Source organism: Pseudomonas helleri, assembly GCF_001043025.1.
Lineage (GTDB): Bacteria > Pseudomonadota > Gammaproteobacteria > Pseudomonadales > Pseudomonadaceae > Aquipseudomonas > Aquipseudomonas helleri.
In genome coordinates this window covers 149,395-172,454 of record NZ_JYLD01000007.1, presented here as the reverse complement: position 1 = coordinate 172,454, position 23,060 = coordinate 149,395, and the positions used below count along the sequence as shown (strand labels likewise).

20 protein-coding genes and 3 tRNA genes are annotated in these 23,060 nt (G+C 57.6%); 12 read left to right on the top strand and 11 right to left on the bottom strand.

What is annotated here, in order from left to right; translation table 11 throughout:
• Positions 1-13: 13 nt before the first annotated feature.
• Positions 14-1,078 carry an imelysin family protein gene (locus TU84_RS13350; RefSeq protein WP_048369642.1) on the top strand — a complete coding sequence of 355 codons (1,065 nt, stop codon included), beginning with the start codon at positions 14-16 and terminating at the stop codon, positions 1,076-1,078.
• A 14-nt stretch (positions 1,079-1,092) separates the two neighbouring features.
• Complete coding sequence (locus tag TU84_RS13345; protein ID WP_048369640.1) at positions 1,093-2,187, top strand: DUF1513 domain-containing protein; 1,095 nt, start codon at positions 1,093-1,095, stop codon at positions 2,185-2,187.
• Between the two features lie 111 nt (positions 2,188-2,298).
• On the opposite strand, the gene TU84_RS13340 is transcribed toward TU84_RS13345, so the two are convergent.
• The 9 genes from TU84_RS13340 to TU84_RS13300 all read right to left on the bottom strand — a co-directional run bounded on the left by TU84_RS13340 (position 2,299) and on the right by TU84_RS13300 (position 9,890).
• Entirely contained in the window at positions 2,299-2,520 is a 222-nt protein-coding gene (locus TU84_RS13340; RefSeq protein ID WP_048369637.1) for a hypothetical protein, read from the bottom strand.
• The gene (locus TU84_RS13335) at positions 2,520-3,236 is read right to left on the bottom strand and encodes a lipopolysaccharide kinase InaA family protein (protein ID WP_048369636.1); all 717 of its coding nucleotides are present in this window, start codon (positions 3,234-3,236) and stop codon (positions 2,520-2,522) included. Before TU84_RS13335 ends, TU84_RS13340 begins: the two co-directional genes overlap by 1 nt.
• Before the next feature lie 3 nt (positions 3,237-3,239).
• Positions 3,240-3,920, bottom strand: coding sequence for a class I SAM-dependent methyltransferase (locus TU84_RS13330; protein WP_048369635.1), 681 nt, complete (start codon positions 3,918-3,920; stop codon positions 3,240-3,242).
• 201 nt (positions 3,921-4,121) lie between these two features.
• A complete protein-coding gene (locus tag TU84_RS13325; RefSeq protein ID WP_048369633.1) occupies positions 4,122-5,402 on the bottom strand; it encodes a sensor histidine kinase in 1,281 nt (426 codons plus the stop codon).
• On the bottom strand, positions 5,392-6,075 hold the full coding sequence (gene colR / locus TU84_RS13320) for a two-component system response regulator ColR (RefSeq protein ID WP_048369631.1): 684 nt from the start codon (positions 6,073-6,075) through the stop codon (positions 5,392-5,394). Before colR ends, TU84_RS13325 begins: the two co-directional genes overlap by 11 nt.
• A gap of 310 nt (positions 6,076-6,385) precedes the next feature.
• On the bottom strand, positions 6,386-8,029 hold the full coding sequence (gene groL, locus TU84_RS13315; protein ID WP_048369629.1) for a chaperonin GroEL: 1,644 nt from the start codon (positions 8,027-8,029) through the stop codon (positions 6,386-6,388).
• A gap of 49 nt (positions 8,030-8,078) precedes the next feature.
• Positions 8,079-8,372, bottom strand: coding sequence for a co-chaperone GroES (locus TU84_RS13310; protein ID WP_016779794.1), 294 nt, complete (start codon positions 8,370-8,372; stop codon positions 8,079-8,081).
• A gap of 247 nt (positions 8,373-8,619) precedes the next feature.
• Positions 8,620-9,093, bottom strand: coding sequence for an FxsA family protein (locus TU84_RS13305; RefSeq protein ID WP_048369627.1), 474 nt, complete (start codon positions 9,091-9,093; stop codon positions 8,620-8,622).
• Positions 9,094-9,164: 71 nt separating this feature from the next.
• Positions 9,165-9,890, bottom strand: a complete 726-nt coding sequence (locus TU84_RS13300) for a HugZ family pyridoxamine 5'-phosphate oxidase (RefSeq protein ID WP_048369625.1) — start codon at positions 9,888-9,890, stop codon at positions 9,165-9,167.
• Positions 9,891-9,941: 51 nt separating this feature from the next.
• On the opposite strand from TU84_RS13300, the gene TU84_RS13295 reads away from it, so the two are divergent.
• Positions 9,942-10,700, top strand: coding sequence for an SDR family oxidoreductase (locus TU84_RS13295; RefSeq protein ID WP_048369623.1), 759 nt, complete (start codon positions 9,942-9,944; stop codon positions 10,698-10,700).
• A 102-nt stretch (positions 10,701-10,802) separates the two neighbouring features.
• Here the strand turns inward: TU84_RS13295 and TU84_RS13290 are convergent, their stop codons facing one another.
• Positions 10,803-11,816: a DUF481 domain-containing protein gene (locus TU84_RS13290; RefSeq protein WP_048369621.1), complete on the bottom strand. Its 1,014-nt coding sequence runs from the start codon at positions 11,814-11,816 to the stop codon at positions 10,803-10,805.
• Positions 11,817-11,968: 152 nt separating this feature from the next.
• Here TU84_RS13290 and TU84_RS13285 point away from each other — a divergent pair, with 152 nt between their 5' ends.
• The 4 genes from TU84_RS13285 to TU84_RS13270 all read left to right on the top strand — a co-directional run bounded on the left by TU84_RS13285 (position 11,969) and on the right by TU84_RS13270 (position 16,693).
• On the top strand, positions 11,969-12,322 hold the full coding sequence (locus tag TU84_RS13285) for an MGMT family protein (RefSeq protein ID WP_048369620.1): 354 nt from the start codon (positions 11,969-11,971) through the stop codon (positions 12,320-12,322).
• Between the two features lie 42 nt (positions 12,323-12,364).
• The gene (locus TU84_RS13280) at positions 12,365-13,912 is read left to right on the top strand and encodes an AmpG family muropeptide MFS transporter (protein ID WP_048369618.1); all 1,548 of its coding nucleotides are present in this window, start codon (positions 12,365-12,367) and stop codon (positions 13,910-13,912) included.
• 100 nt (positions 13,913-14,012) lie between these two features.
• Positions 14,013-15,728 (top strand): proline--tRNA ligase, encoded by a 1,716-nt coding sequence (locus TU84_RS13275; RefSeq protein ID WP_048369616.1) that lies wholly within the window; start codon positions 14,013-14,015, stop codon positions 15,726-15,728.
• Between the two features lie 17 nt (positions 15,729-15,745).
• Complete coding sequence (locus TU84_RS13270; RefSeq protein WP_048369614.1) at positions 15,746-16,693, top strand: hypothetical protein; 948 nt, start codon at positions 15,746-15,748, stop codon at positions 16,691-16,693.
• A 7-nt stretch (positions 16,694-16,700) separates the two neighbouring features.
• On the opposite strand, the gene dinB is transcribed toward TU84_RS13270, so the two are convergent.
• Positions 16,701-17,777: a DNA polymerase IV gene (dinB, locus tag TU84_RS13265; protein WP_153391895.1), complete on the bottom strand. Its 1,077-nt coding sequence runs from the start codon at positions 17,775-17,777 to the stop codon at positions 16,701-16,703.
• A gap of 279 nt (positions 17,778-18,056) precedes the next feature.
• Between dinB and TU84_RS13260 the strand changes: the two genes are divergently transcribed.
• The 5 genes from TU84_RS13260 to TU84_RS13240 all read left to right on the top strand — a co-directional run bounded on the left by TU84_RS13260 (position 18,057) and on the right by TU84_RS13240 (position 22,964).
• A tRNA-Met gene (locus TU84_RS13260) sits at positions 18,057-18,133 on the top strand.
• Positions 18,134-18,469: 336 nt separating this feature from the next.
• A tRNA-Met gene (locus TU84_RS13255) sits at positions 18,470-18,546 on the top strand.
• A 161-nt stretch (positions 18,547-18,707) separates the two neighbouring features.
• Positions 18,708-18,784, top strand: a tRNA-Met gene (locus TU84_RS13250).
• A gap of 257 nt (positions 18,785-19,041) precedes the next feature.
• Positions 19,042-21,684, top strand: a complete 2,643-nt coding sequence (gene mprF / locus TU84_RS13245; RefSeq protein WP_048369612.1) for a bifunctional lysylphosphatidylglycerol flippase/synthetase MprF — start codon at positions 19,042-19,044, stop codon at positions 21,682-21,684.
• Positions 21,684-22,964: a virulence factor family protein gene (locus TU84_RS13240; RefSeq protein ID WP_048369610.1), complete on the top strand. Its 1,281-nt coding sequence runs from the start codon at positions 21,684-21,686 to the stop codon at positions 22,962-22,964. Before mprF ends, TU84_RS13240 begins: the two co-directional genes overlap by 1 nt.
• The last annotated feature ends 96 nt before the right edge of the window (positions 22,965-23,060 follow it).

Sequence of the window (23,060 nt, the reverse complement as noted above, 5' to 3'; positions counted from 1 at the left end):
CGGGGACCCCGACATGTTCAGACCCAAACTTTTGTTCACCAGCCTGGCCGCTATCGCTTTGGCAGCCTGCTCGCCGCAAGATCAGCAAGCCGTCACTTCGGCAGCTATCGCCAAGCAGGTGATTCTGCCGACCTACAGCCGCTGGGTTGAGGCCGACCGCCAACTGGCGATCAGCGCACTGGCTTACTGCGAAGGTAAAGAGACGCTTGAAACTGCTCGCGCCGACTTCCTGCACGCACAAAAAGCCTGGGCTGAACTGCAACCGTTGCTGATTGGCCCACTGGCTGAAGGCAATCGCTCGTGGCAAGTGCAGTTCTGGCCAGACAAAAAGAACCTGGTCGGCCGTCAGGTTGAGCAACTGGTGGTGGCTCAACCACAGATCGATGCCGCCGCGCTGGCCAAGTCCAGCGTTGTCGTGCAAGGCCTGTCGGCCTATGAGTACATTTTGTTCGACAGCAATATCGACCTGGCTGACAGCGCGCAGAAAACCCGTTACTGCCCGCTGCTGACCGCCATTGGCGAGCGTCAGAAGCAACTGGCCGAAGAGATCCTGGCAAGCTGGAATAGCACTGACGGCATGTTGGCGCAAATGACCAAGTTCCCGAACCAGCGCTACGCCGATTCTCACGAGGCCATCGCCGATCTGCTGCGTGTACAGGTAACAGCACTCGACACCCTGAAAAAGAAGCTCGGCACACCGATGGGTCGTCAGAGCAAAGGCATCCCGCAACCGTTGCAAGCCGACGCATGGCGCAGCCAGGCGTCCCTGCAAAGCCTTGCGGCCAGCCTCGCTGCGGCGCAAACCGTGTGGGCCGGGGTCGACAACAAAGGCTTGCGCGGCCTGTTGCCTGCTGAACAAAAGCCGTTGGCTGACAAGATCGACGCTGCTTACGCGACATCCCTCAAGCTGTTCAACGACAATCAGCGCTCCCTCAATGAGCTGCTGGCTGATGAAGCTGGCCGCGAGCAACTGAATGCCATCTACGACAGCCTCAACGTCGTGCACCGTCTGCACGAAGGCGAACTGGCCAAGGCGCTGGGCATTCAACTGGGCTTTAACGCCAACGACGGCGATTGATGAAGGATGGTTCGATGATGCGCAGGCAAGCTCTCAAGCTCGGCGGTTTACTGCTGAGTGCCATTACCCTGGGTGGCTGGTCGCTGTCCAAACAAGGCCGCAGCCCGCTGCTCTTGAGTGCCCGTGACGATGTCGACGGCAATCACTTTGCCGTGGGCTATCGCCTGGATGGCACCCAGGTGTTCAGCACCCGGGTCAACCAGCGCTGCCATGACATCATCAACCACCCGACGTTGCCGATTGCCTTGTTTGTGGCACGCCGCCCAGGGACTGAGAGTTACCTGATCAGCCTCAAGGACGGGCAATTGCTGCAAACCATCACCTCGCTGCCCAATCGCCATTTTTATGGTCACGCGGTGATCCATAAAGACGGCGAGTGGTTGTACACCACCGAGAATGACACCAGCGATCCGGGGCGCGGTCTGTTGGGGGTTTACCGCTTTGAAGGCGAGCGCCTGGTGCACAGCGGCGAAATCCCGACCCACGGCGTGGGTCCGCACCAAGTGTCGTGGATGCCTGATGGTGAAACCCTGGTGGTGGCCAACGGTGGCATTCGTACCGAAGCTGAAAGCCGGGTTGAGATGAACCTCAATGCGATGGAGCCCAGCCTGGTACTGATGCAGCGTGACGGTACGTTGCTGAGCAAAGAAACCCTGAGCCAGCAGATGAACAGCGTGCGTCATCTGGGCATTGCCACAGACGGCACCGTCGTCGCGTGTCAGCAGTTTATGGGCGACGCCCACGAATTGTCCGAGTTGTTGGCCATCAAGCGCCCCGGCCAGCCTTTTCAGCCGTTCCCGGTGGCGGAGCCGCAATTGCGTGCCATGGGCCATTACACGGCCAGCGTGGCGGTACACAGTGAGTTGCGCCTGGTGGCCTTGACGGCGCCGCGGGGTAACCGGTTTTTTGTCTGGGACCTGGACAGCGGCGCGTTGCGCCTGGATGCACCCCTGCCGGACTGTGCGGGCGTCGGTGCCGTGCAAGACGGGTTTGTGGTGACGTCAGGGCAAGGCCGCTGCCGCTTTTACGATTGCCGTAAAAGCGAGCTGATGGCCAAGCCTTTGGAGCTGCCGTCGGGGCTTTGGGATAATCATCTACACGTTGTGTAGAGCAATATTTGTAGCCGCTGCCGAAGGCTGCGATGAGGCGCGCAGCGCCTCCAGTTGTTGAAGGCCCTGCGGACCTCATCGCAGCCTTCGGCAGCGACTACGGCTTGTTTATTACGGCCTCATTCCCTGCTTCATTCCATACATAAACAGCAACAGGTCGTGATCGGGCTTGGCGTCTATCGCGACTTTGGCCACGCGCGGGATCGGGCATTGCGCGTCGAATTGCGCACTGCTCAATACCTGCATCACGGGCGGCTGCCACGCCGCCACTGCCGCCGTGGCAATGGCCAGAGAGCCCAACAAAAACAAACCTCGTGCTATTTCTCGCTTCATCACCGTAACCCTTTGATGGCGCTGCCAAACACCTTTTCATAAAAGTAGTTCAGTTTGTTCCAGTCGTCGGTGTTCCACGACGAATGGCGGCGCAGCTGTTTGAGGTCGTGCGCGGCCGCCTTGCGGGCCGTCAGCCGTTGTCGGCTCTTTTCAAGGTCCAGTAGCGCCACATCGACTTGAGCACTTTCACCCTTGCCGGTCACCCGGACAAACACATGCTTGGCATACAGGCAGCCATGCTGCCATCGGCCCAGATGCATGCGTGCCAAGGTCGTGGCAATGGTTTCAAGCACCCGATCATGTACCGCTTCACCGCGAATTTCACGTTCACCGGCAGCGTACCAGTTGTCTATTTCAATAAAATTTTCCAGCGCTGCGGTAACCAACAATGCGCGCCATTGTTTATCTGCACCTTGTTGCGCCCCGCAATACACCAGTTCTGGCACGCCCACCGCTAAACGGTTAAACGCCAGCAGCGCGTCACGCTCACGCAATACCGTCGGGCGACCCAACGGGTAACGCCAGCTGCGGTAGGTGTGTCCGACCTGACGTTTGACATAGAGCAAGCGGCCATTGGCCTCGTGAATCCGCTGTACACCACTTTCACCGCCACGACGCTGATTCGGTTCTTCTACCCACTCGCCTTGCTGCTGCCAGTAGAACTCAAAGCGGTTTTCAGTCGCGGTGTGGGATGGCGATACGGAATCAACGGTCATGCATTACCTCTTGCGCAGTATGTAAACCCGCCACATGGCGTAGAGCGGGATAAAGTCCAAATGTTGTTGAACGCTGAAGCCAGCCTTTTCAAACTCGGCTTCAACAGTAGCAGCCGGTAACACAAAGCGGTTTTGGTAACCGTCGGCCCCAGCATCCTCAACCCGTAGACGCTCAAGACGCTTGCGTCTCCAGGCCTTAACGTTGCCATCGACCCACAGCGAAACAATCACGCTGTCTCGGCTAACCCGGTGAAACTCCTTTAACAGAGCCATCCGGTGGGTTGCATCGCCTATGTGATGCAGCAGGCGCATGCAAAAAATGCTGTCGACTGCGTTGTCCGGCAGGTCGATATCAAATGCAGATGTCTGCAAGTGCCGTACCCTTTTAACCACATCAGCGGGCTGGGCTATCGATGCCACTTCGAGCATGGACGCCGAATTGTCTGCGCCGATGATCATGCGGTTGTGTTTTTCAGCCAGCAGCGGCCAAAACCGCCCCGCCCCGCAAGGCAGGTCTAACACCACGCCCGGATCTCCAGCCAATGCCAAAGCTTTGCGCGCCAGTTGCACATCGCGTTTATGCGAAAGGCGTCGTGCGAAGCCATCTTGATGTTTAAGCAAGTACTCGATGGCGTGTTGCAGGTCATATTTTTCAGCAAATTCAAGTTTGATCGCGGTACTCATGGTGGCTCTCCTGAAGCAATTACAGGCCACCTTAACCAAGAGAACGTGCGCATCAGGTCATCATGAGGTGAAAAAAATGTACGAGCGAGTCCATAAACGCTGTAGGGTTTTACAGACACAAGATACTGGCTCGGGGCCACTCTACGGACTAATGAGCCGTAGGAGAAGTGACCTGCAGGCCGCAGGTCACGAATGGATAGCTCAGATGTCGGTGGGATTGAGCTCTACGTGGAAGCGGCAACCGTTGGGCTCCATGGTCGTCAGCGTCACTCGCCAGCCCTGGCTGTCGCAGATGCGCTGGACCAAGGACAGGCCCAACCCAAGCCCTTCACCACGTTTTTCGCCGCCCCGCACAAAGGGCTGAAACATGGCCTGGCGCTTCTCTTCGGGGATGCCCACACCACTGTCCTCGACCACAAACCCGGTGGGCTCAAGGCTCAAGCGAATGAACCCGATGTCGGTGTAGTGCAAAGCATTACGCAACAGGTTGCCCATGACCGCATGCAAAAACGTCGCGTTGTAGCGGGTATCGAGCGGGTTGCCGGGGTCATAGATCAGTGTCAGCCCTTTCGCTTCGATAGGCCCCCGCCACAGGCTAATCAAGCCCTCGGCCACGGTCATCAGGGTGACCGTCGGCGACATGGTGGAGTCTTCATGCTGTGCACGGGCGAGCATGAGGAAGGTCTGCACCAGTTCACGCATTTCTTCACAGGCGCGGGAAATTCGCTCCACTTGTGAGCGACTGCGCTGATCCAGCGACGGGCTTTCGAGCAACAGTTCGCAGGAACTCGCCAACACCATCAGCGGTGTACGCAATTCGTGGCTCACGTCACTGGTAAACAGCCGCTCGCGGGTCAAGGTGTCACGCAGCCGGCCCAAGGTGGCGTCAAAGGCCACGGCCAACTCGCCCACCTCATCGGCGGCATAGTCGGGCGCCAGCGGCGGGGCCAGGCCCAGTAATTGCTCTCGATGGCGTACTTGACGTGCCAGCCGTACCACCGGCGCCATTACCCTGCGCGCCAGGACCCAACCGAGGAAAACCGCCAGCGCCAGCGCCAGCACAAACCCGACCAGCACCACGGCGAACAGCACGCGCTCGCGCTCTTCAAAATCACTTTGGTCTTGCAGCAACACGTAGCGCCGCCCGTCGACCACCTCGACCATCGCGTGATACGACAGTTGGTCACGGAACACCTCATGAAAGCCCGGTTCCAGGTGGCGCAAGTCTTTGGGCAAGGCAAAATCACCGCGCCCGCCGCTGTAATAAAACAGCTGATCGGGCTCTGGACGGTGGTTCCAGTCGCTGACGTTATCCATCAACAGTAAACGCTGAAGATCACCGCCCAAGCCTGCTGAAATCAGTTTTTCTTCGACCAGGTGCACCGTGGCGACAATGCCCATGGCGAACGTCCCGGCCACCAGCGCACTCATCAGCGCAAAGGCGATGATGATTCGTTGGGCAAGGCTTTGTTTAAACTCCATCACGGCTCTCGGCGAGGCGATACCCCACGCCATGCACCGTTTGCAGCAAGGGCTTGTCGAACGGTTTGTCTATTACCTGACGCAGCTGGTGAACGTGGCTGCGCAGGCTGTCGCTGTCCGGGCAGTCATCGCCCCACAGGGCCTCTTCGAGCACTTCACGGCGCAACACATGCGGGCTTTTTTGCATCAACACGGCCAGCAGTTTCAAGCCGACCGGGTTGAGCTTGAGCATGCGCCCTTCGCGGGTGACTTCCAGGGTGTCGAGGTCGTAGCGCAAGTCTGCGACCTGCAACTCGCGACGGCCGCCGCCTTGCGCACGGCGCAGCACGGCCTCAATGCGCGCTGCCAGCTCGGATAGGGCGAAAGGTTTGAGCAGGTAGTCATCAGCACCGGACTTGAAGCCTTGCAGGCGATCATCCAGCTGGTCGCGGGCCGTGAGCATAATGACCGGCGTGTCGCGACGGGCGTCTTCGCGCAGGCGCTTGCACAGTGTGTAGCCATCAATGCCCGGCAGCATGATGTCGAGCACGATCAAGTCATAGTGTTCAGTCGCGGCCAGATGCAACCCGGACAAGCCGTCCTGCGCGCAGTCAACGGTATACCCCTTAAGCCCCAGGTAGTCCGCCAGATTGGCGAGGATATCGCGATTGTCTTCAACCAATAAAATTCGCATGGGCACTTTTCTCCGTACGCAGTAACGGCCATCTCGGCCACGGCAGCTTAAGGCCAAGAGCCGCGCAGAGCCAGCGTTGTAGGGCGTTTACACGATTTAGTTAACGCCCGCGCGATGTTGACGAGTCTTTCACTCGACGCTCACACACTACCGACAACAGCGACTGCATACTCGTGCGCCCACAGGTGTTTTGTGGGGGGTAGATCAAGAGATCGCGGCCTGCGGCAGCTCCTACGGGATGCTCATCAGGCACAAAAAAGCCCCGCCTGATCACTCAGGCGGGGCTTTTGCGTATCGGGGTAAGGCTGGCTTACATCATGCCGCCCATACCACCCATGCCGCCCATGTCTGGCATGCCGCCGCCAGCTGGTTTGTCTTCCTGGATCTCAGCGATCATCGCCTCAGTGGTGATCATCAGGCTGGCAATCGACGAAGCCGCTTGCAGAGCCGAACGAGTCACTTTAGCCGGGTCAAGAATACCCATTTCGATCATGTCGCCGTATTCGCCAGTGGCAGCGTTGTAACCGAAGTTACCCGAACCCTGCTTCACTTTGTCGACTACAACGCTTGGCTCGTCGCCGGAGTTGGAAACGATCTGGCGCAGAGGTGCTTCAACAGCACGACGCAGCAGCGCGATACCAACGTTCTGATCGGCGTTGTCGCCTTTCAGGTCAGAGATTGCCTGCAGAGCGCGAACCAGTGCCACGCCACCGCCAGGTACCACGCCTTCTTCAACGGCTGCACGGGTAGCGTGCAGGGCGTCTTCAACGCGGGCTTTCTTCTCTTTCATTTCAACTTCGGAACCAGCGCCAACCTTGATCACTGCTACGCCGCCCGACAGCTTGGCCAGACGCTCTTGCAGTTTTTCACGGTCGTAGTCCGAGGTGGTGTCAGCCACTTGAGCACGGATCTGAGTCACACGTGCCTGGATGTCCGCTTCAACGCCAGCACCGTCGATGATGGTGGTGTTTTCTTTGGACAGGATTACGCGCTTGGCGTTACCCAGGTGCTCCAGAGTGGTGCTTTCCAGGCTCAGGCCGATCTCTTCGGAGATAACGGTACCGCCAGTCAGAACAGCGATGTCCTGCAGCATTGCTTTACGACGGTCGCCGAAGCCAGGTGCTTTAACAGCAGCGACTTTAACGATACCGCGCATGTTGTTCACAACCAGAGTCGCCAGGGCTTCGCCTTCAACGTCTTCAGCCACGATCAGCAGTGGACGGCCGGCTTTGGCAACGGCTTCCAGTACTGGCAGCATTTCGCGGATGTTGGAGATCTTTTTGTCAACCAACAGGATCAGCGGGCCGTCCAGCTCAGCCACCATGGTGTCTGGCTTGTTAACGAAGTAAGGGGACAGGTAGCCACGGTCAAACTGCATGCCTTCAACCACAGACAGTTCGTTTTCCAGGCCCGAGCCTTCTTCAACAGTGATCACGCCTTCTTTGCCGACTTTAGCCATGGCTTCAGCAATGATGTCGCCGATGGAGCTGTCGGAGTTGGCAGAGATGGTACCCACCTGAGCGATTGCCTTGCTGTCAGCGCATGGCTTGGACAGTTCACGCAGTTCTTTGACAATGGCGATGGTCGCCTTGTCGATACCGCGTTTCAGGTCCATCGGGTTCATGCCGGCAGCGACGGCTTTCAGGCCTTCGTTGACAATCGACTGAGCCAGAACGGTTGCAGTGGTAGTACCGTCACCAGCGTCATCGTTCGCACGGGAGGCAACGTCTTTAACCAGCTGCGCGCCCATGTTTTCGAAGCGGTCTTTCAGTTCGATTTCTTTGGCAACCGAAACACCGTCTTTGGTGATGGTCGGAGCGCCGAAGCTCTTCTCGATGATCACGTTGCGGCCTTTAGGGCCCAGTGTTGCTTTTACTGCGTCAGCCAGGACGTTGACACCGGCGAGCATTTTTTTACGGGCGGAATCGCCGAATTTAACTTCTTTAGCAGCCATGTTCGTTCTTCCTTAAATACTTTGTAGTAACGGGAAAAGGAGCGGGAAATCAGCCTTCGATAACAGCGAGAATCTCGTTCTCAGCCATTACCAGCAGGTCTTCGCCGTCGACTTTCACAGTGTTGCTGCCGGAGTAAGGGCCGAACACAACCTTGTCACCCACTTTCACGGCCAGCGCACGCACTTCACCGTTGTCCAGAACGCGGCCAGTACCCACAGCAATGACTTCACCGCTGTTGGCTTTCTCGGCAGCTGAACCCGGCAGAACGATACCGCCAGCGGTTTTCTTTTCTTCTTCGCTGCGACGGATTACGACGCGGTCATGCAGAGGACGAAGCTTCATTGTCGATCTCTCCTAATTGTGGTGTTCATCGGCCGGTGTCAATACCGGCTGGGTTTGCAAGTCCGGAAATGCCGGGTGTTAATCGCTGAAGGGTGCCTGCTGTTGCCAGCAAAACCCTGCGGTGCCAGTTACATAAGGGCGCATCCAGTGATTACAAGAGCGCCCTGACGAATTTTTTTACCTTTCGCACCGCGCAAAAACAAACACGGCACTCTTGAGTGCCGTGCTTAAGCCTTTACAGGGAAACTTACTTGTCGCGGTGTTCAAACTCGCCTTCGATCACATTGGGTTCACGACCCACGGGTTGATGCGTGCCGGGGCGATGTGCCGCTTCAAATTCCTCGGCAAAGGCACGCTGGCGCATCGCTTGCTCTTCTGCACGTTTGCGCAAGCGATTGACCAGAAAATGACGAACCGGCGGGAGCAGCAACAGCAGACCGGCGATGTCGCTGATGAAACCCGGCAGTACCAGCAAGCCGCCACCCAACGCCACCATCAGGCCTTGAAGCATTTGCTGAGCTGGCAGCTCACCACGATTGAGGCTTTCACGCGCACTCAAGGCGGTGGCCAAGCCCGCAACGCGTACTACCAGAACCCCAAACAAGGAGCCTGCGATGATCAGCAGCAACGCCGGGAAAAACCCGATAGCGGTGCTGACCTTGAAAAAGACGTACAGCTCTAGCACTGGAAACAACAGAAAGAGCAATAAAAAAGCGCGCATCAAATGATTCCTCTCCGGAAGAATATCTTCCAACACAGCTTAGATGACGGCGCGCCTTTGTGAATTCAAGGTTATGCCGTTTCTTTTTTAGGCCATTCACTTGCGCGAGCCAGCAAAACCAGCGCTTCGCGCACTTGTGTCGAAGTATTACAAGCTTCTGGGAAGGCCAGCCAGTACACACTCTGGCCAATGCGTAGATGCATGCCTTCGCTGTCCAGGCCGACCATTTCTGCAGGCTCAGTCTTTGGCAGCCCGGCCAGCTCAACGTAATGAGCGATGGCGTTGGCGTGATCGTCGTTCATGTGCTCGACCATGCGCACTTCGACCGCGCCGGCAAAAGGGTTGGCCAGGTTGAGTTGATCCACCCAGTGAATCGCACCAAAACCACCGATATAACGATGGCGAACCGGGTTTAGCACCCAAAAGTCGAAATCATGGGCGGTGTGATAGCTCTGCGATTCAGGGAAATAGCGGTAGTAACGCTCAGCCGCGGCTTCAATAGCCGCGGGGTCTGTAATTTGCTCGGCTTCGGCCAGGTAGGTCAGACGCCCTACCGCCTGCACGTCTTCGGCGCCACGCTCACCCACCATCAGTGAGCACTTGGGGTCTTTGCGCAGGTTGTGGGTGTGCTGAGCGATCCGGCTGATCAGGATCAATGGCCGCCCTTGCTCATCCAGGCAATAAGGCACCATCGATCCGAAGGGGAACCCTGGCATTGCCTTGGAGAGCGTGGCCAACGCTCCACGGTATTCCTTGAGCAATAATTCTCGGGCATGCTTGGCTACTTCAACGCTCAACTTATGACTCCTTAATAAAAATCCGTCGAAACGGTCGAGATCAGGGCACTCATGCAACTAAAAGACAAAGTAATCATTATCACTGGCGGCTGCCAAGGGCTAGGTCGCGCCATGGCCGAGTACCTGGCTGCCAAGGGCGCCAAGCTGGCTTTGGTGGACCTCAACCCGGAAAAACTCGAGCTCGCGGTTGCGGCCTGCCAGGCTCACGGGGTTCAAGCGCGGGCTTATTTGTGCAACGTCGCCGATGAAGAGCAGGTTACACAAACCGTGGGGCAAATTGCTGAAGACTTTGGCGCGATCAATGGTCTGGTGAACAACGCCGGGATCTTGCGTGATGGCCTGCTGTTAAAGGTCAAGGACGGCGTAGTCAGCAAAATGAGCCTGGCGCAGTGGCAAGCTGTTATCGACGTCAACCTGACCGGGGTTTTCCTGTGCACCCGTGAAGTGGCGGCGAAGATGGTCGAACTCAACAGCCAGGGCGCGATTATCAATATTTCTTCCATCTCACGCGCTGGCAACGTTGGCCAAACCAACTATTCGGCCGCCAAGGCGGGTGTGGCAGCTGCGACCGTGACCTGGGCCAAAGAGCTGGCGCGTTACGGTATCCGTGTGGCGGGCATTGCTCCCGGGTTTATCGAAACTGAAATGACCTTGGGTATGAAGCCCGAAGCCCTGGAAAAAATGACCGCGGGCATCCCGTTGAAACGTATGGGCAAGGTCGAAGAAATCGCCCATTCAGCGGCATATATCTTTGAAAACGACTATTACAGCGGCCGAATCCTGGAGCTGGATGGCGGTTTAAGGATTTAACCCCCCGCCCAGCTGGAGCGGCCGAGGCTGCGATCTTTTGACGTTCAAGATCAAAAGATCGCGAGGCGAGCTCGCTCCTACAAAAGGGTGGTGGTGGTGTGGTTACCACATCACGCCGAAACCTGCGGTGTAGCGGGTTTTGTTGAGTGCGTTGTCTTTGCCGCTGCTACTGCCGATCAGGTCTTTTTCAGCTTTGAGGTTGAGCGATGCCCATTCAGTGACTTTGTAGCGCAAGCCAATTTCGGCATCGAGGCTGTAGTCTGAATCCCCGCCCAGCGGCTTGCCCAGTTCACCGTTGGTAAAGATCGATACCGTTTTACCTACCAGGTAACGGTTGTAATCCCACTTCATGGCCAGCGAGTAGAAGTTGCTTTTACCGCCATCCGAGTATTCATAGTCGGTACGGTTCAGCAGTGAGCCCAAGGAAAACGCGCCCAGCTCGTCATCCCAGAACTGATAACCAGGACCAGTACCTACGGTGCGCTGACGGGAAATGTCTTCGATTCTGTCGCGGGTGTAGTTCAAGCGGCCCTGCCAGTACCAGTGCTCATCAATAAAGTGGTCAAGCGCGTATTCAGCATTCCAGTTGTTCGTGGTAACCACATCGTTCTGGGCCTCACGGTTGTAGGAAGCTTCGGCGTTGTGACGCCAAGCGCCGTGACGCGCCGAGGTTTTGAGGTCGATGTCGTAGTCGTCGGTGTCTTTGTCGGCGCGTTTGTAGTCAAGCGCGACGTCGACATTACCCTTCCAGACAAAGTCTTCGATCAGCGGTTTGGGCTTTACGATTTGCTGAATGCTCGCCAGCTCAACAGTTTTAGGCGCCTCGCCATTGGCCAGGATGACCTTGCCGTCTTCGGCAGCTTTGAGTGATTTGGCTTTTTCGCCTACGTAGGCATCTTGTTTGACCAGCAGCTCCTGATCGCTTTCCAGGGTTTTGACTTGCTTCCAGTCAATCGGAATAGCGCCTGCATAATCGGTCTGAATCAGCAATTTGCCCCCATCAAACACTTTTATCTTGCCGGACAGACGGTCGCCGTTCTTTAACCAGACCGTATCGGCGAGCAAAGGCGTGGACACATTCAAGACAGCAAGGCATAACAAGGTTCTGGACAACATAAGCAGATGCGAAACTCGGTTTTACGAAAGAATGACGGCATTATCCAGAAGGACACACCCCAGGCAAAGAAAGACCCGGTGTTTTTCATGTAGTTCCTTTGCCATAGCCCGCGACGGAAACGTCTTATTTTAAACCCACGGTTTTCGCCCCCATGAACTCACCCGACAGTGCATCGCCATCGCCTGCCGAGCTTCGACGAACGGCCCTGTACTCGACCTTGATGCAAGTGCCCGATGGCAAAGTCGTCACCTACGGTCAGCTCGCCGAGCTGGCAGGCCTGGGTCGGGCCGCTCGCTGGGTCGGCCGCACGCTGAGCCAGCTCCCCGAAGATACCCGCCTGCCCTGGCATCGGGTTTTGGCCGCAGGCGGCAGGATCAGTTTGCCAGCGGGCAGCCCTAGCGGTGATGAACAGCGAGCGCGTCTGCGCGGCGAAGGATTAAGCATTGTTAATAATCGTGTGGATATACGACGCCATGGCTGGCGCCCGATAGAGCACTGCGGTTAGAGTGCGCCCTTTGTTTCCGCAATCAGAGGCAGACTCGAGTCCATGCCCCGTAAAACCTGGCGCGAAGCGCTAGCTGCCTATTCCAGCCCCTCAACCCTTGTGCTGTTGTTGCTCGGTTTCGCCGCCGGTTTGCCGTACATGCTGGTGTTTTCAACGCTGTCTGTGTGGTTGCGCGAAGCAGGTGTGGCCCGCGAAACCATCGGTTATGCCAGCCTGATCGGCCTGGCTTATGCCTTTAAATGGGTATGGTCTCCGTTGCTCGACCAATGGCGCCTGCCATTGCTCGGCAAGCTGGGCAGACGCCGCTCGTGGCTGGTGCTGTCGCAGACTTTGGTGATTTTGGGCCTGATCGGCATGGGCTTTTGCGACCCGCAAAAGCACCTGTCATGGCTGATTGCGATTGCCGTTATCGTGTCATTTGCCTCCGCCACCCAAGACATCGCGATCGACGCTTACCGCCTGGAAATTGCCGACGACAGCCGCCAGGCTGCCCTCGCCGCCAGTTACATGTCCGGTTACCGCGTAGCCGCCCTGCTGGCCACGGCCGGGGCGTTGTTTTTTGCTGAGGGTTTCGGCTCGACCGGCTTCAACTATAAGCATTCGGCCTGGACCGGCACCTATGTGCTGTTCGGCGTGCTGATGATCCCCGCGTTGCTGACCACCTTTTTCATGCGCGAACCGCCGGTCACCCTGCGTACTCAGCTTTCAGTAGGCCGCTATAGCTTCGTCCATCAACTGGCCTCGGTGTTCGTGCTGATTGTGCTGCTGGTGTCGGTGCCGGCGATGTTCACCCAGCTGTACAACACCAATTTTGCGGGCGTGCTGTTTGAGGGCATGAGCCCGATGACGCTGCTGATGGAAGACCGCGCCTTTTTGCGCGCCATCCTTTATATCCTGCTGACCGGGTTGTGCCTGTCCACCATGGGGCGACGCGGGCTCGCCCCCGTGCTGACGCCGGTCAACGACTTTATTGTGCGGTATCGCTGGCAGGCGCTTTTGCTGTTGGGGCTGATTGCCACCTATCGCATGTCTGACACGGTCATGGGCGTGATGGCCAACGTGTTTTATATCGATCAGGGCTTTACCAAGGACCAGATCGCCGGTGTCAGCAAGATTTTCGGCCTGTTCATGACCCTGTTCGGTGCAGGCATGGGCGGGTTGCTGATCGTACGTTTCGGCATTTTGCCGATCCTGTTGATTGGCGGGGCGGCATCCGCCGCGACCAACCTGCTGTTTATGCTGCTGGCCGACATGGGCCCGAACCTGCAGATGCTGATTGTCACGATTTCACTCGACAACTTCAGCTCCGGCCTCGCCACTTCTGCGTTTGTTGCCTACCTGTCGAGCCTGACCAACCTCAAGTTCTCTGCCACCCAATACGCGTTGCTCAGCTCGATCATGCTGCTGCTCCCGCGGTTGATGGGCGGCTACTCCGGGGTCATGGTCGAGAAGTTCGGTTATCACAACTTCTTTATCATCACCGCCATCATGGGTATCCCGACCCTGCTGCTGATCAGCCTGCACTGGTACCAGGAAACCCGTAAAGCCCGCCTCAACCCCACGGCAGACCTCGACAAACGCGCCGATTGAGCGGAGGGAGCCTGCCTCCCTCCCCCGGTCTGTACGCAATCAAATCTCGCCCGTACAATGGTCAGTCAAATTTAGTCATCAGCAACGGCAACGACTACCCATGCGCACCAGTCAATATTTGCTCGCCACACAGAAAGAAACGCCTTCGGACGCGGTCGTTATCAGCCACCAGCTGATGCTGCGCGCCGGCATGATTCGCAAACTGGCCTCGGGCCTGTACACCTGGCTGCCCATGGGCTTGCGGATCATGCGCAAGGCCGAAGTCATTGTTCGCGAAGAAATGAACGCTGCTGGCGCTCTGGAAGTGCTGATGCCGAGCATTCAACCGGCTGAACTGTGGCAAGAGTCCGGTCGCTGGGAAGAGTACGGTCCGGAGCTGCTGCGCCTTAAAGATCGCCACGGCCGCGAGTTCTGCGTGGGCCCGACCCACGAAGAAGTCATCACCGATCTGTGCCGCAACGAGCTGAACAGCTACAAACAGTTGCCGATCAACCTGTACCAGATCCAGACCAAGTTCCGTGACGAAATCCGCCCGCGCTTCGGCTTGATGCGTGGCCGCGAGTTCATCATGAAGGACGCCTATTCGTTCCACGCTGACCAGGCATCGCTGCAGGTCACTTATGACCGCATGCACCAGGCTTACTGCAACGTGTTCACTCGCCTGGGGCTGAAGTTCCGCCCGGTAGAAGCGGACAACGGCTCCATCGGTGGCGCGGGTTCCCACGAATTCCACGTACTGGCCGAGTCCGGCGAAGACGATATCGTGTTCAGCAATGGCTCCGAATACGCAGCCAACATCGAAAAGGCCGAAGCTGTTCCTGCCGAAACCTCCCGTGCGCCAGCGTCTGAAGAGCTGCGCCTGGTCGATACGCCTGACGCCAAGACCATTGTTCAATTGGTAGAAGGCCACAACCTGCCAATCGAAAAAACCGTCAAGACCCTGATCGTTCACGCCGCCGAAGAAGGCAAGCTGATCGCTCTGGTGATCCGTGGCGACCACGACCTCAACGAAATCAAGGCGGGCAACCATCCGTTGGTGGCCAGCCCACTGACCATGGCGTCGGACGCTGAACTGCGTGACGCCATCGGCGCCGGCGCAGGCTCCCTGGGCCCGCTGAACCTGCCACTGCCTTGCATCATCGACCGCTCGGTCGAGCTGATGAGCGACTTTGCGGTCGGCGCCAACATCGACGACAAGCACTACTTCGGCGTGAACTGGGAGCGTGATTTGCCTGTACCTACCGTTGCCGACCTGCGCAACGTGGTCGCTGGCGACCCAAGCCCGGACGGTAAAGGCACGCTGGAAATCAAACGCGGCATCGAAGTGGGCCACATCTTCCAACTGGGCACCAAGTACAGCGAAGCGATGAAGTGCCAGGTACTGGGCGAAAACGGCAAGCCTGTGACCCTGACCATGGGTTGCTACGGCATTGGCGTTTCTCGAGTGGTGGCGGCTGCCATCGAGCAGAACAACGACGAGCGCGGCATTATCTGGAGCGATGCCCTGGCACCGTTCCAGATCGCCCTTGTACCGCTGCGCTACGAAACCGACGCCGTGCGTGAAGCCACCGACGCGCTGTATGCACAGTTGACCGCCGCAGGCTTTGAAGTACTGCTGGATGACCGTGACAAAAAGACCAGCCCGGGCATCAAGTTCGCAGACATGGAACTGATCGGTATTCCACACCGGATCGTCGTCAGTGACCGTGGCCTGGCCGAAGGCAACCTGGAATACAAGAGCCGCACCGAAGCAGAGCCACAAGCCCTGCCCGTTGCTGACGCCCTGGCTTTCCTTCAGGCACGTATCCGTCGCTGAACCCACATAGAGACGTCATGTTCAATCGAAGTACCTTGACGGGCGCCGCCATATGCGGCGCCCTGTTGTTGAGCGGCTGCGCCAATCACATGTCACAACGCAGCGAGCATGAAGAGCGCATTGAGCGCAAACTGCTCGCCCACACCCTGCACATAGACGTCGGTTCGCCGGCTGCCATGGAGTTGCCGCAACGCCGTGTGCGCATCAATGAACAAAAGACCTTTGAGGTCACTGAGTTCGATGTCACCCGTCATTACGACCGTTACACCCCCTACCAACCCTGGCGCAAAGTCTATGAGATGCCGCTGGGCGCGGTAGCGGTTGTGGCCGGTGTGGGTGCGAATGTGCTGAACGTGTTCATGTTCGGGCAATTGCCTGACAGCGTGACCAAAGACTGGATCACTTACGGCGTCGACGGCCTCAACCCGGCGATGAACGTGCAATCTCACGGCCGCGCCGAGCAGAACCTGGCCGGCATCGAAGAGATCCAGCGCGACAAGCGCATGGAGTACTCAAGCTTGCCGTGGGCAGAACGCCCGGTCATCGTCAGTGCTGGCAAGCAAAGCCATGAAATGACCACGGACCGTAACGGTGTGCTGCGCCTCAATTTGCTCGACAGCCCGTTTGCCGAGCAAGACTTGAATCGCGTGAGTAAATTGACCATCACGGTCGAAGATGCTCAGGACGAAGCGCATTCCGACTCAACCCTGTCGATCAGCAGTAATTTGCGTGGCAAATTGCTCGAAGCGCACAACTTGATCTACGACGACCTTGAGGGTGACGACGTCAACCAATGGGTACATCGGGTCAAGCGCTTGTCAGAACTGGGTCTTGAAGAAGAAGCCAGTGAACTGGAGCAAAGCCTGATTGAACTGACGCGCAACGACCCTGAGTTGCAGCGTGAGTTTTTGCAGTCGCTGACCAAGAACGCCGGTCGACTGGTGGCGGACCCCGGGGTTAGCTAAAGCGCCTCTACGGGTGCCTGGCAAACAACTCCAGTTGCTCATGCCCGGTACTCAAATCATGTAAACGCACGCCAAGCCCCAACAATCGGACGGGCTTGGCACCGCGTGCAAACGCCTGACTCATTAACCCCTGATAACTCTCAAGATCGCGCCCCGCTCCGGACTGCTCCAGGGTGGTTTGGGTAAAGTCGTGGAATTTGACTTTGACGAAAGGCTTGCCGGGGCGATAGCTGCTGTCGATTCTGGCGATACGCCCGTTCAAGGTATCGAGAAGTTCGGGCAGTTTGTCCAGGCACGCAGCCAGGTCCGGTAAATCCGTGTCGTAGGTGTTTTCAACACTGACAGACTGGCGTCGGCTATCGCTTTGCACCAAGCGCTCATCAATCCCGCGCGCCAGCCCCCACAAACGCTCGCCAAAACTGCCAAATTCACGCACCAGCGCCAACTTGTTCCAGTCACGCAGGTCCTGACAGGTCTCAATACCCAGGCGCCCTAACTTGTCCGCTGTCACCTTGCCGACACCGTGCAGTTTGTTGACCGGCAGCGCCGAGACAAAGTCTTCGACCTGATCCGGAGTGATCACAAACAAACCGTTGGGCTTTTTCCAGTCACTGGCGATTTTCGCCAGAAACTTGTTCGGCGCTACTCCCGCCGAAACGGTGATGTGCAACTGATTCGACACCCGACGCCGAATGTCCTGAGCAATACGTGTGGCGCTGCCACCAAAATGCGGGCTGTCAGAGACATCCAGATACGCCTCATCCAACGACAGCGGCTCTATGAGTTCGGTGTAATCGCGCAAAATGCCGTGGATTTCTTTTGACGCTTCTTTATAAGCATCCATCCGGCCATTCACGATGATCAGCTCCGGGCACAGCTTGAGTGCATGCCGGGATGCCATCGCCGAACGCACGCCATACGCACGCGCTTCATAGTTACACGTCGAGATCACACCGCGCCGGTCAGCCGAGCCGCCGACCGCCATGGGCTTGTTCGCCAGGCTCGGGTTATCGCGCATCTCAATAGCGGCATAGAAACAGTCACAGTCGACGTGGATGATTTTGCGCTGCGTTATGTCAGGCATGGTTCTTCAGGATGTAGGTAAAACAGAACGCCAGTATGTCACCGAGAACTGTATATAGCACCAGTAGTGTTCGGTAAGCCGACAAATGCAGCGCTCTCAACCTTGCCTTTGTTTTTGTGACCGGAGTGAAAAGGATCTAATTGCGCCACACCCCTTGCCCTACAGGGGCTGTAGCCGATTAAACAGCGCCGTTTAATGCCTAACCAATTGAAGCAGAAGACTTTTTTTGAAATTAACGTTTGACAGCCCCGTGTATCGCTGTAGAATCCGCCCCACAGACGCGGGATGGAGCAGTCTGGTAGCTCGTCGGGCTCATAACCCGAAGGTCGTCGGTTCAAATCCGGCTCCCGCAACCAAACATCGAAAAAGGCTACTCGAAAGAGTGGCCTTTTTTGTGCGCGTTGGTTTTCAGGCCTTTGGCCCAAGCTGCAAGCTGCAAGCTGCAAGCTGCAAGCTGCAAGCTGCAAGCTGCAAGCTGCAAGCTGCAAGCTGCAAGCTGCAAGCTGCAAGCTGCAAGCTGCAAGCTGCAAGCTGCAAGCTGCAAGCCAAGTACAAACCGTGCTCGCAACATCCGCAACCTGCTCTTATGCTTGCCGCTTGCCGCTTGCCGCTTGCCGCTAACAACTTATTTGGCCCATTTATGCATTAAAGGTTGACTCACTCGCTCATCACTGTAAAGTGCGCACCACAGACGCGGGATGGAGCAGTCTGGTAGCTCGTCGGGCTCATAACCCGAAGGTCGTCGGTTCAAATCCGGCTCCCGCAACCAAACATTAAAAGGCTGCTCGAAAGAGTGGCCTTTTTTGTGCCTGAGTGTTTTCCACCCTCCTCCCGTAGCCGGGAGAAAGGCATTAAAACCGGATAATTCAATCGCTTAGGTGATTTAAGGTTGACAACTCAGCGCGCCTCTGTAGAATGCGCCCACACAGACGCGGGATGGAGCAGTCTGGTAGCTCGTCGGGCTCATAACCCGAAGGTCGTCGGTTCAAATCCGGCTCCCGCAACCAAACATCGAAAAAGGCTACTCGAAAGAGTGGCCTTTTTTGTGCGTGATCAAAAAGTATTTCTCTCCTGCGATTAAAGGTTCTGTCATCTATCTGAAGATTGGCTCGTCTATGCTGAGCGGTAGCAATTACCTTTTTTTCACATGCCAAACCTGAACATCAAGCAAACAGTTGAAAGTATTTTGAAATATTTTGACCAAAAGGATTGGTAACTTGAGTCTATGCCTCCATCCTATCGCGCACGATTCACGAGGTGATTGATGCCCGATAACTCGCCAGAACTTAAAGAACCCGCTTCAGCAGCCCACCCGATTGCAGCCAAACGCCTGCATTTACTGGACCTGCTGAGCAAGTACCGCCAACCCATTGGACTCGCGCTCACCCTGCTTCTGTTCGCCATAGCCCTGATTGCCTGCCGCCATCTGCTCAGCGAACTCGACCTGTACGCCTTGCACGACTCCATCATGGACGTCCCCAGGCCCGCCCTGCTCGGTGCCGTGGCTGCAACAGCTGTAGGTTTTGTGATTTTGCTCGGGTACGAGTGGTCTGCCAGTCGCTATGCCGGCGTCAAACTGCCGCCCAGAACCCTGGCACTGGGCGGATTTACCGCCTTTGCCATTGGTAACGCCATAGGCCTGTCGCTCTTGTCCGGCGGCTCTGTGCGCTATCGTTTGTACGCACGCCATGGCGTAGGGGCCTCTGAAGTCGCGCACATGACGCTGTTTGCCAGCTTGTCTTTGGGCTGCGCCTTGCCGCCGCTCGCTGCGCTGGCAACCCTCAGCAACCTGCCTGCCGCCTCCGCCGCCCTGCATATTCCGGTTTACATTCTGGCGGCCATCTCAGTCGCCGTGCTGTTGCTGTTTGGCTTGCTGGCACTAGGCATTTATCGCCGTCGCCTGCCTGAACAACCCATCCCGGACAACCTGCTGGTCAAAGCTGGACGCCGCACCCTGCGCCTGCCAAGCGCACGGCTGACCCTGCTGCAATTGGTGATTACCGCGCTGGACGTCGCCGCAGCAGCCACGGTGCTGTATTTGCTGCTTCCCGAAGCGCCGCCGTTTGGCGCCTTCATGCTGGTTTACTTGCTGGCGCTGGCCGCCGGTGTACTCAGCCACGTACCGGGCGGTGTCGGAGTTTTTGAAGCGATTTTGCTGGCTGCCTTTGCCGACAAACTCGGCGCTGCACCTTTGGCCGCCGCGCTGCTGCTGTATCGCTTGATCTACGTGATCTTGCCGCTGCTGCTTGCCTGCCTGATGCTGCTGATCAATGAAGCCCAGCGCCTGATTCAGACCCGCCAAAGTTTGCGCGTGGCCTCCGGCCTTGCCGCGCCGATTCTGGCGGTATTGGTGTTCATGTCGGGCGTGGTTCTGCTGTTTTCCGGGGCTACTCCGGAAATCGATACCCGTCTTGAACACATCGGCTTTCTGATCCCGCACCGCCTGATTGACGCCTCGCACTTCGGCGCCAGCTTGATCGGCGTGCTCTGCCTGCTGCTGGCCCAAGGCCTGCGTCGGCGCCTGTCGGCCGCCTGGATGCTGACCACGATCCTGCTGCTGGTCGGCGCCGTATTGTCTCTGCTTAAAGGCTTCGACTGGGAAGAGGCGTGCATTCTGGTCCTGACCGCAAGCCTGCTGGGCCTGTTCCGCCGCTCGTTCTATCGCCCGAGCCGCCTGACCGAGCTGCCGTTTTCACCGTTGTATCTGGTGGCCAGTGCCTGCGTACTCGGCGCTTCGGTGTGGCTGCTGCTGTTTGCCTATCAGGATGTGCCCTACAGCCATCAGCTCTGGTGGCAATTCACTCTCGACTCGGATGCCCCACGCGGCCTGCGCTCGCTGATGGGCGCGGCGGTGCTGCTGGTGATCGTGGCGCTGACCTGGTTGCTGCGCACGGCGCGCCCTACCATCCACTTGCCGGATGCCAGTGAACTGGAGCGCGCCGAGAAGATCTTGCTGGCTTCAGACCAGCCAGATGGCGGCCTGGCCCTGACCGGCGACAAAGCCTTGCTCTTCCACCCGGACGACAGCGCGTTCTTGATGTACGCTCGCCGCGGCCGCAGCCTGGTTGCGCTGTATGACCCCATCGGCCCTGCGCAACAGCGCGCCGAGCTGATCTGGCAGTTCCGTGACTTGTGCGACACCTTCCACGCCCGCCCCGTGTTTTATCAAGTGCGCGCCGAGAACCTGCCGTTCTATATGGACATCGGCCTGACCGCGATCAAATTGGGCGAAGAAGCCCGGGTTGATCTGCACCGCTTTGATCTCGACGCCAAGGGCAAAGAGATGAAAGACCTGCGCTACACCTGGAACCGCGGCAGCCGTGACGGCCTGTCGCTGGAGATCCACGAACCGGGCGAAGCGCCCATGGATGAGCTGAAGGTTATTTCCGATGCATGGCTGACCGGCAAGAATGTCCGGGAAAAAGGCTTCTCGCTCGGACGCTTCAGTGAGGATTACATCAAGCACTTCCGCGTTGCCATCATCCGTTTTGAAGGCAAGCCCGTGGCCTTTGCCAACTTGCTTGAGACTCACAGCCATGAGCTGTCGAGCCTCGACTTGATGCGCGCCCACCCGCAAGCGCCGAAACTGACCATGGAGTACATGATGGTCGGCCTGATTCAGCATTATAAAAAGCATGGATACGCACGTTTTAGCCTGGGAATGGTCCCATTGTCTGGCCTCCAACCCCGTCGTGGCGCGCCATTGACTCAGCGTCTAGGGTCAATGTTGTTCCAGCGCGGTGAGCACCTGTACAACTTCCAGGGTTTGCGTCGCTTTAAAGACAAATTCCAGCCCGACTGGGAACCTCGTTATATGGCCGTGCCTGCCGGACTTGACCCGCTGGTAGCGCTGGCTGATACCGCCGCCCTGATTGCAGGCGGCTTGACTGGATTGGTGAAACGTTAATGAAACATCGTTCCTGGCGTTTTTTGCTGTTAATTCTGGTGATACTGGCTGCGCTGGCAGCCGGCGGCTATTGGTTCTGGAATCGCCCGGCCCCCGAGCCGACGGTTGAGCACCTGAGCCAAGCCGATGGCTCGACCCTGACCAAAGTGACACCTGGCCAGACCGCGCGGGCCCAAGTGGTGATTGCAACACCGGCCGAAGAAGCCCTGACCGACGCTCAACTTTCGGCGCTGAGCCGTGGCGGCAAAGCGCAATTGGTACAGGTCATTCTGCCCAAGGAAGACTGCACCCTGCAGCAGCAAGCCCTGCAAACGGCACTGCAACAGTTGAAAGGCCCACCTACGCTGGTTAGCGGCATCGGCCCTGGCGCAACCCTGGCCTGGCGCTGGCTGGCCGAGCAAACCAACGACAAGGCGCAAGCCGTGTCGGTAGGTTTTGCGCTTGAGCAACCTGGCTGCACGCTGCCCGTGCCTAAATCTGCTGCACACGGTAACTGGCTGGTGGCCTGGAACGACAACCCTGACGACCCTAGCGCTGCTTTCGTACGTGATCAGCCGAACGCTCAGACCAGCATCAGCGACTATGACATTCACTTCCCTCAGGTATTGAGCAACGAACTGCGCAAGATTCTGGTTGGCGACAACAACGGCGGGCTGAACATGCCTGTGGTTGAAGTGCCTGCAGGCCAGCAAAACAGCACAGTGACGCTGTTCCTGTCGGGTGATGGCGGCTGGCGCGACCTGGACCGTGACGTGGCCGGCGAGATGGCCAAGATCGGTTATCCGGTGGTCGGTATCGACATGCTGCGTTACTACTGGCAGCACAAGACTCCGGAACAAAGCGCTACCGACCTGACTGAATTGATGCAGCACTACCGTCAAAAGTGGGGCACCCAGCGCTTTGTTCTGGTCGGCTACTCATTTGGTGCAGACGTTCTGCCGGCCACGTTCAATCGCCTGCCTGAAGCCGAACAGAAACGCGTAGACGCGATTATCCTGTTGGCCTTCGCCCGCAGTGGCAGCTTTGAGATTCACGTTGATGGCTGGCTCGGCAAAGCAGGCGCTGAAGCCGATACCGGCGAAGAGATGTCCAAGCTGCCAGCCAACAAAGTGGTGTGCATCTATGGCGCCGAAGAGACAGACGAAAGCGGCTGCACGGCCAAAACGACTGTAGGCGAAAGCGTCAAGCTGCCAGGCGGTCACCACTTCGACGAAAACTACCCGGCCCTGGCTCAACGCCTGGTAGACATGATCAAAAAGCATCAGGCTACTGCCCCGTAACACACGCAACCCCTGTAGGAGCGAGCTTGCCTCGCGATCTTTTGATCTTAAAAGATCGCGAGACACGCTCGCTCCTACAGAGTTTTAACGTCGCTA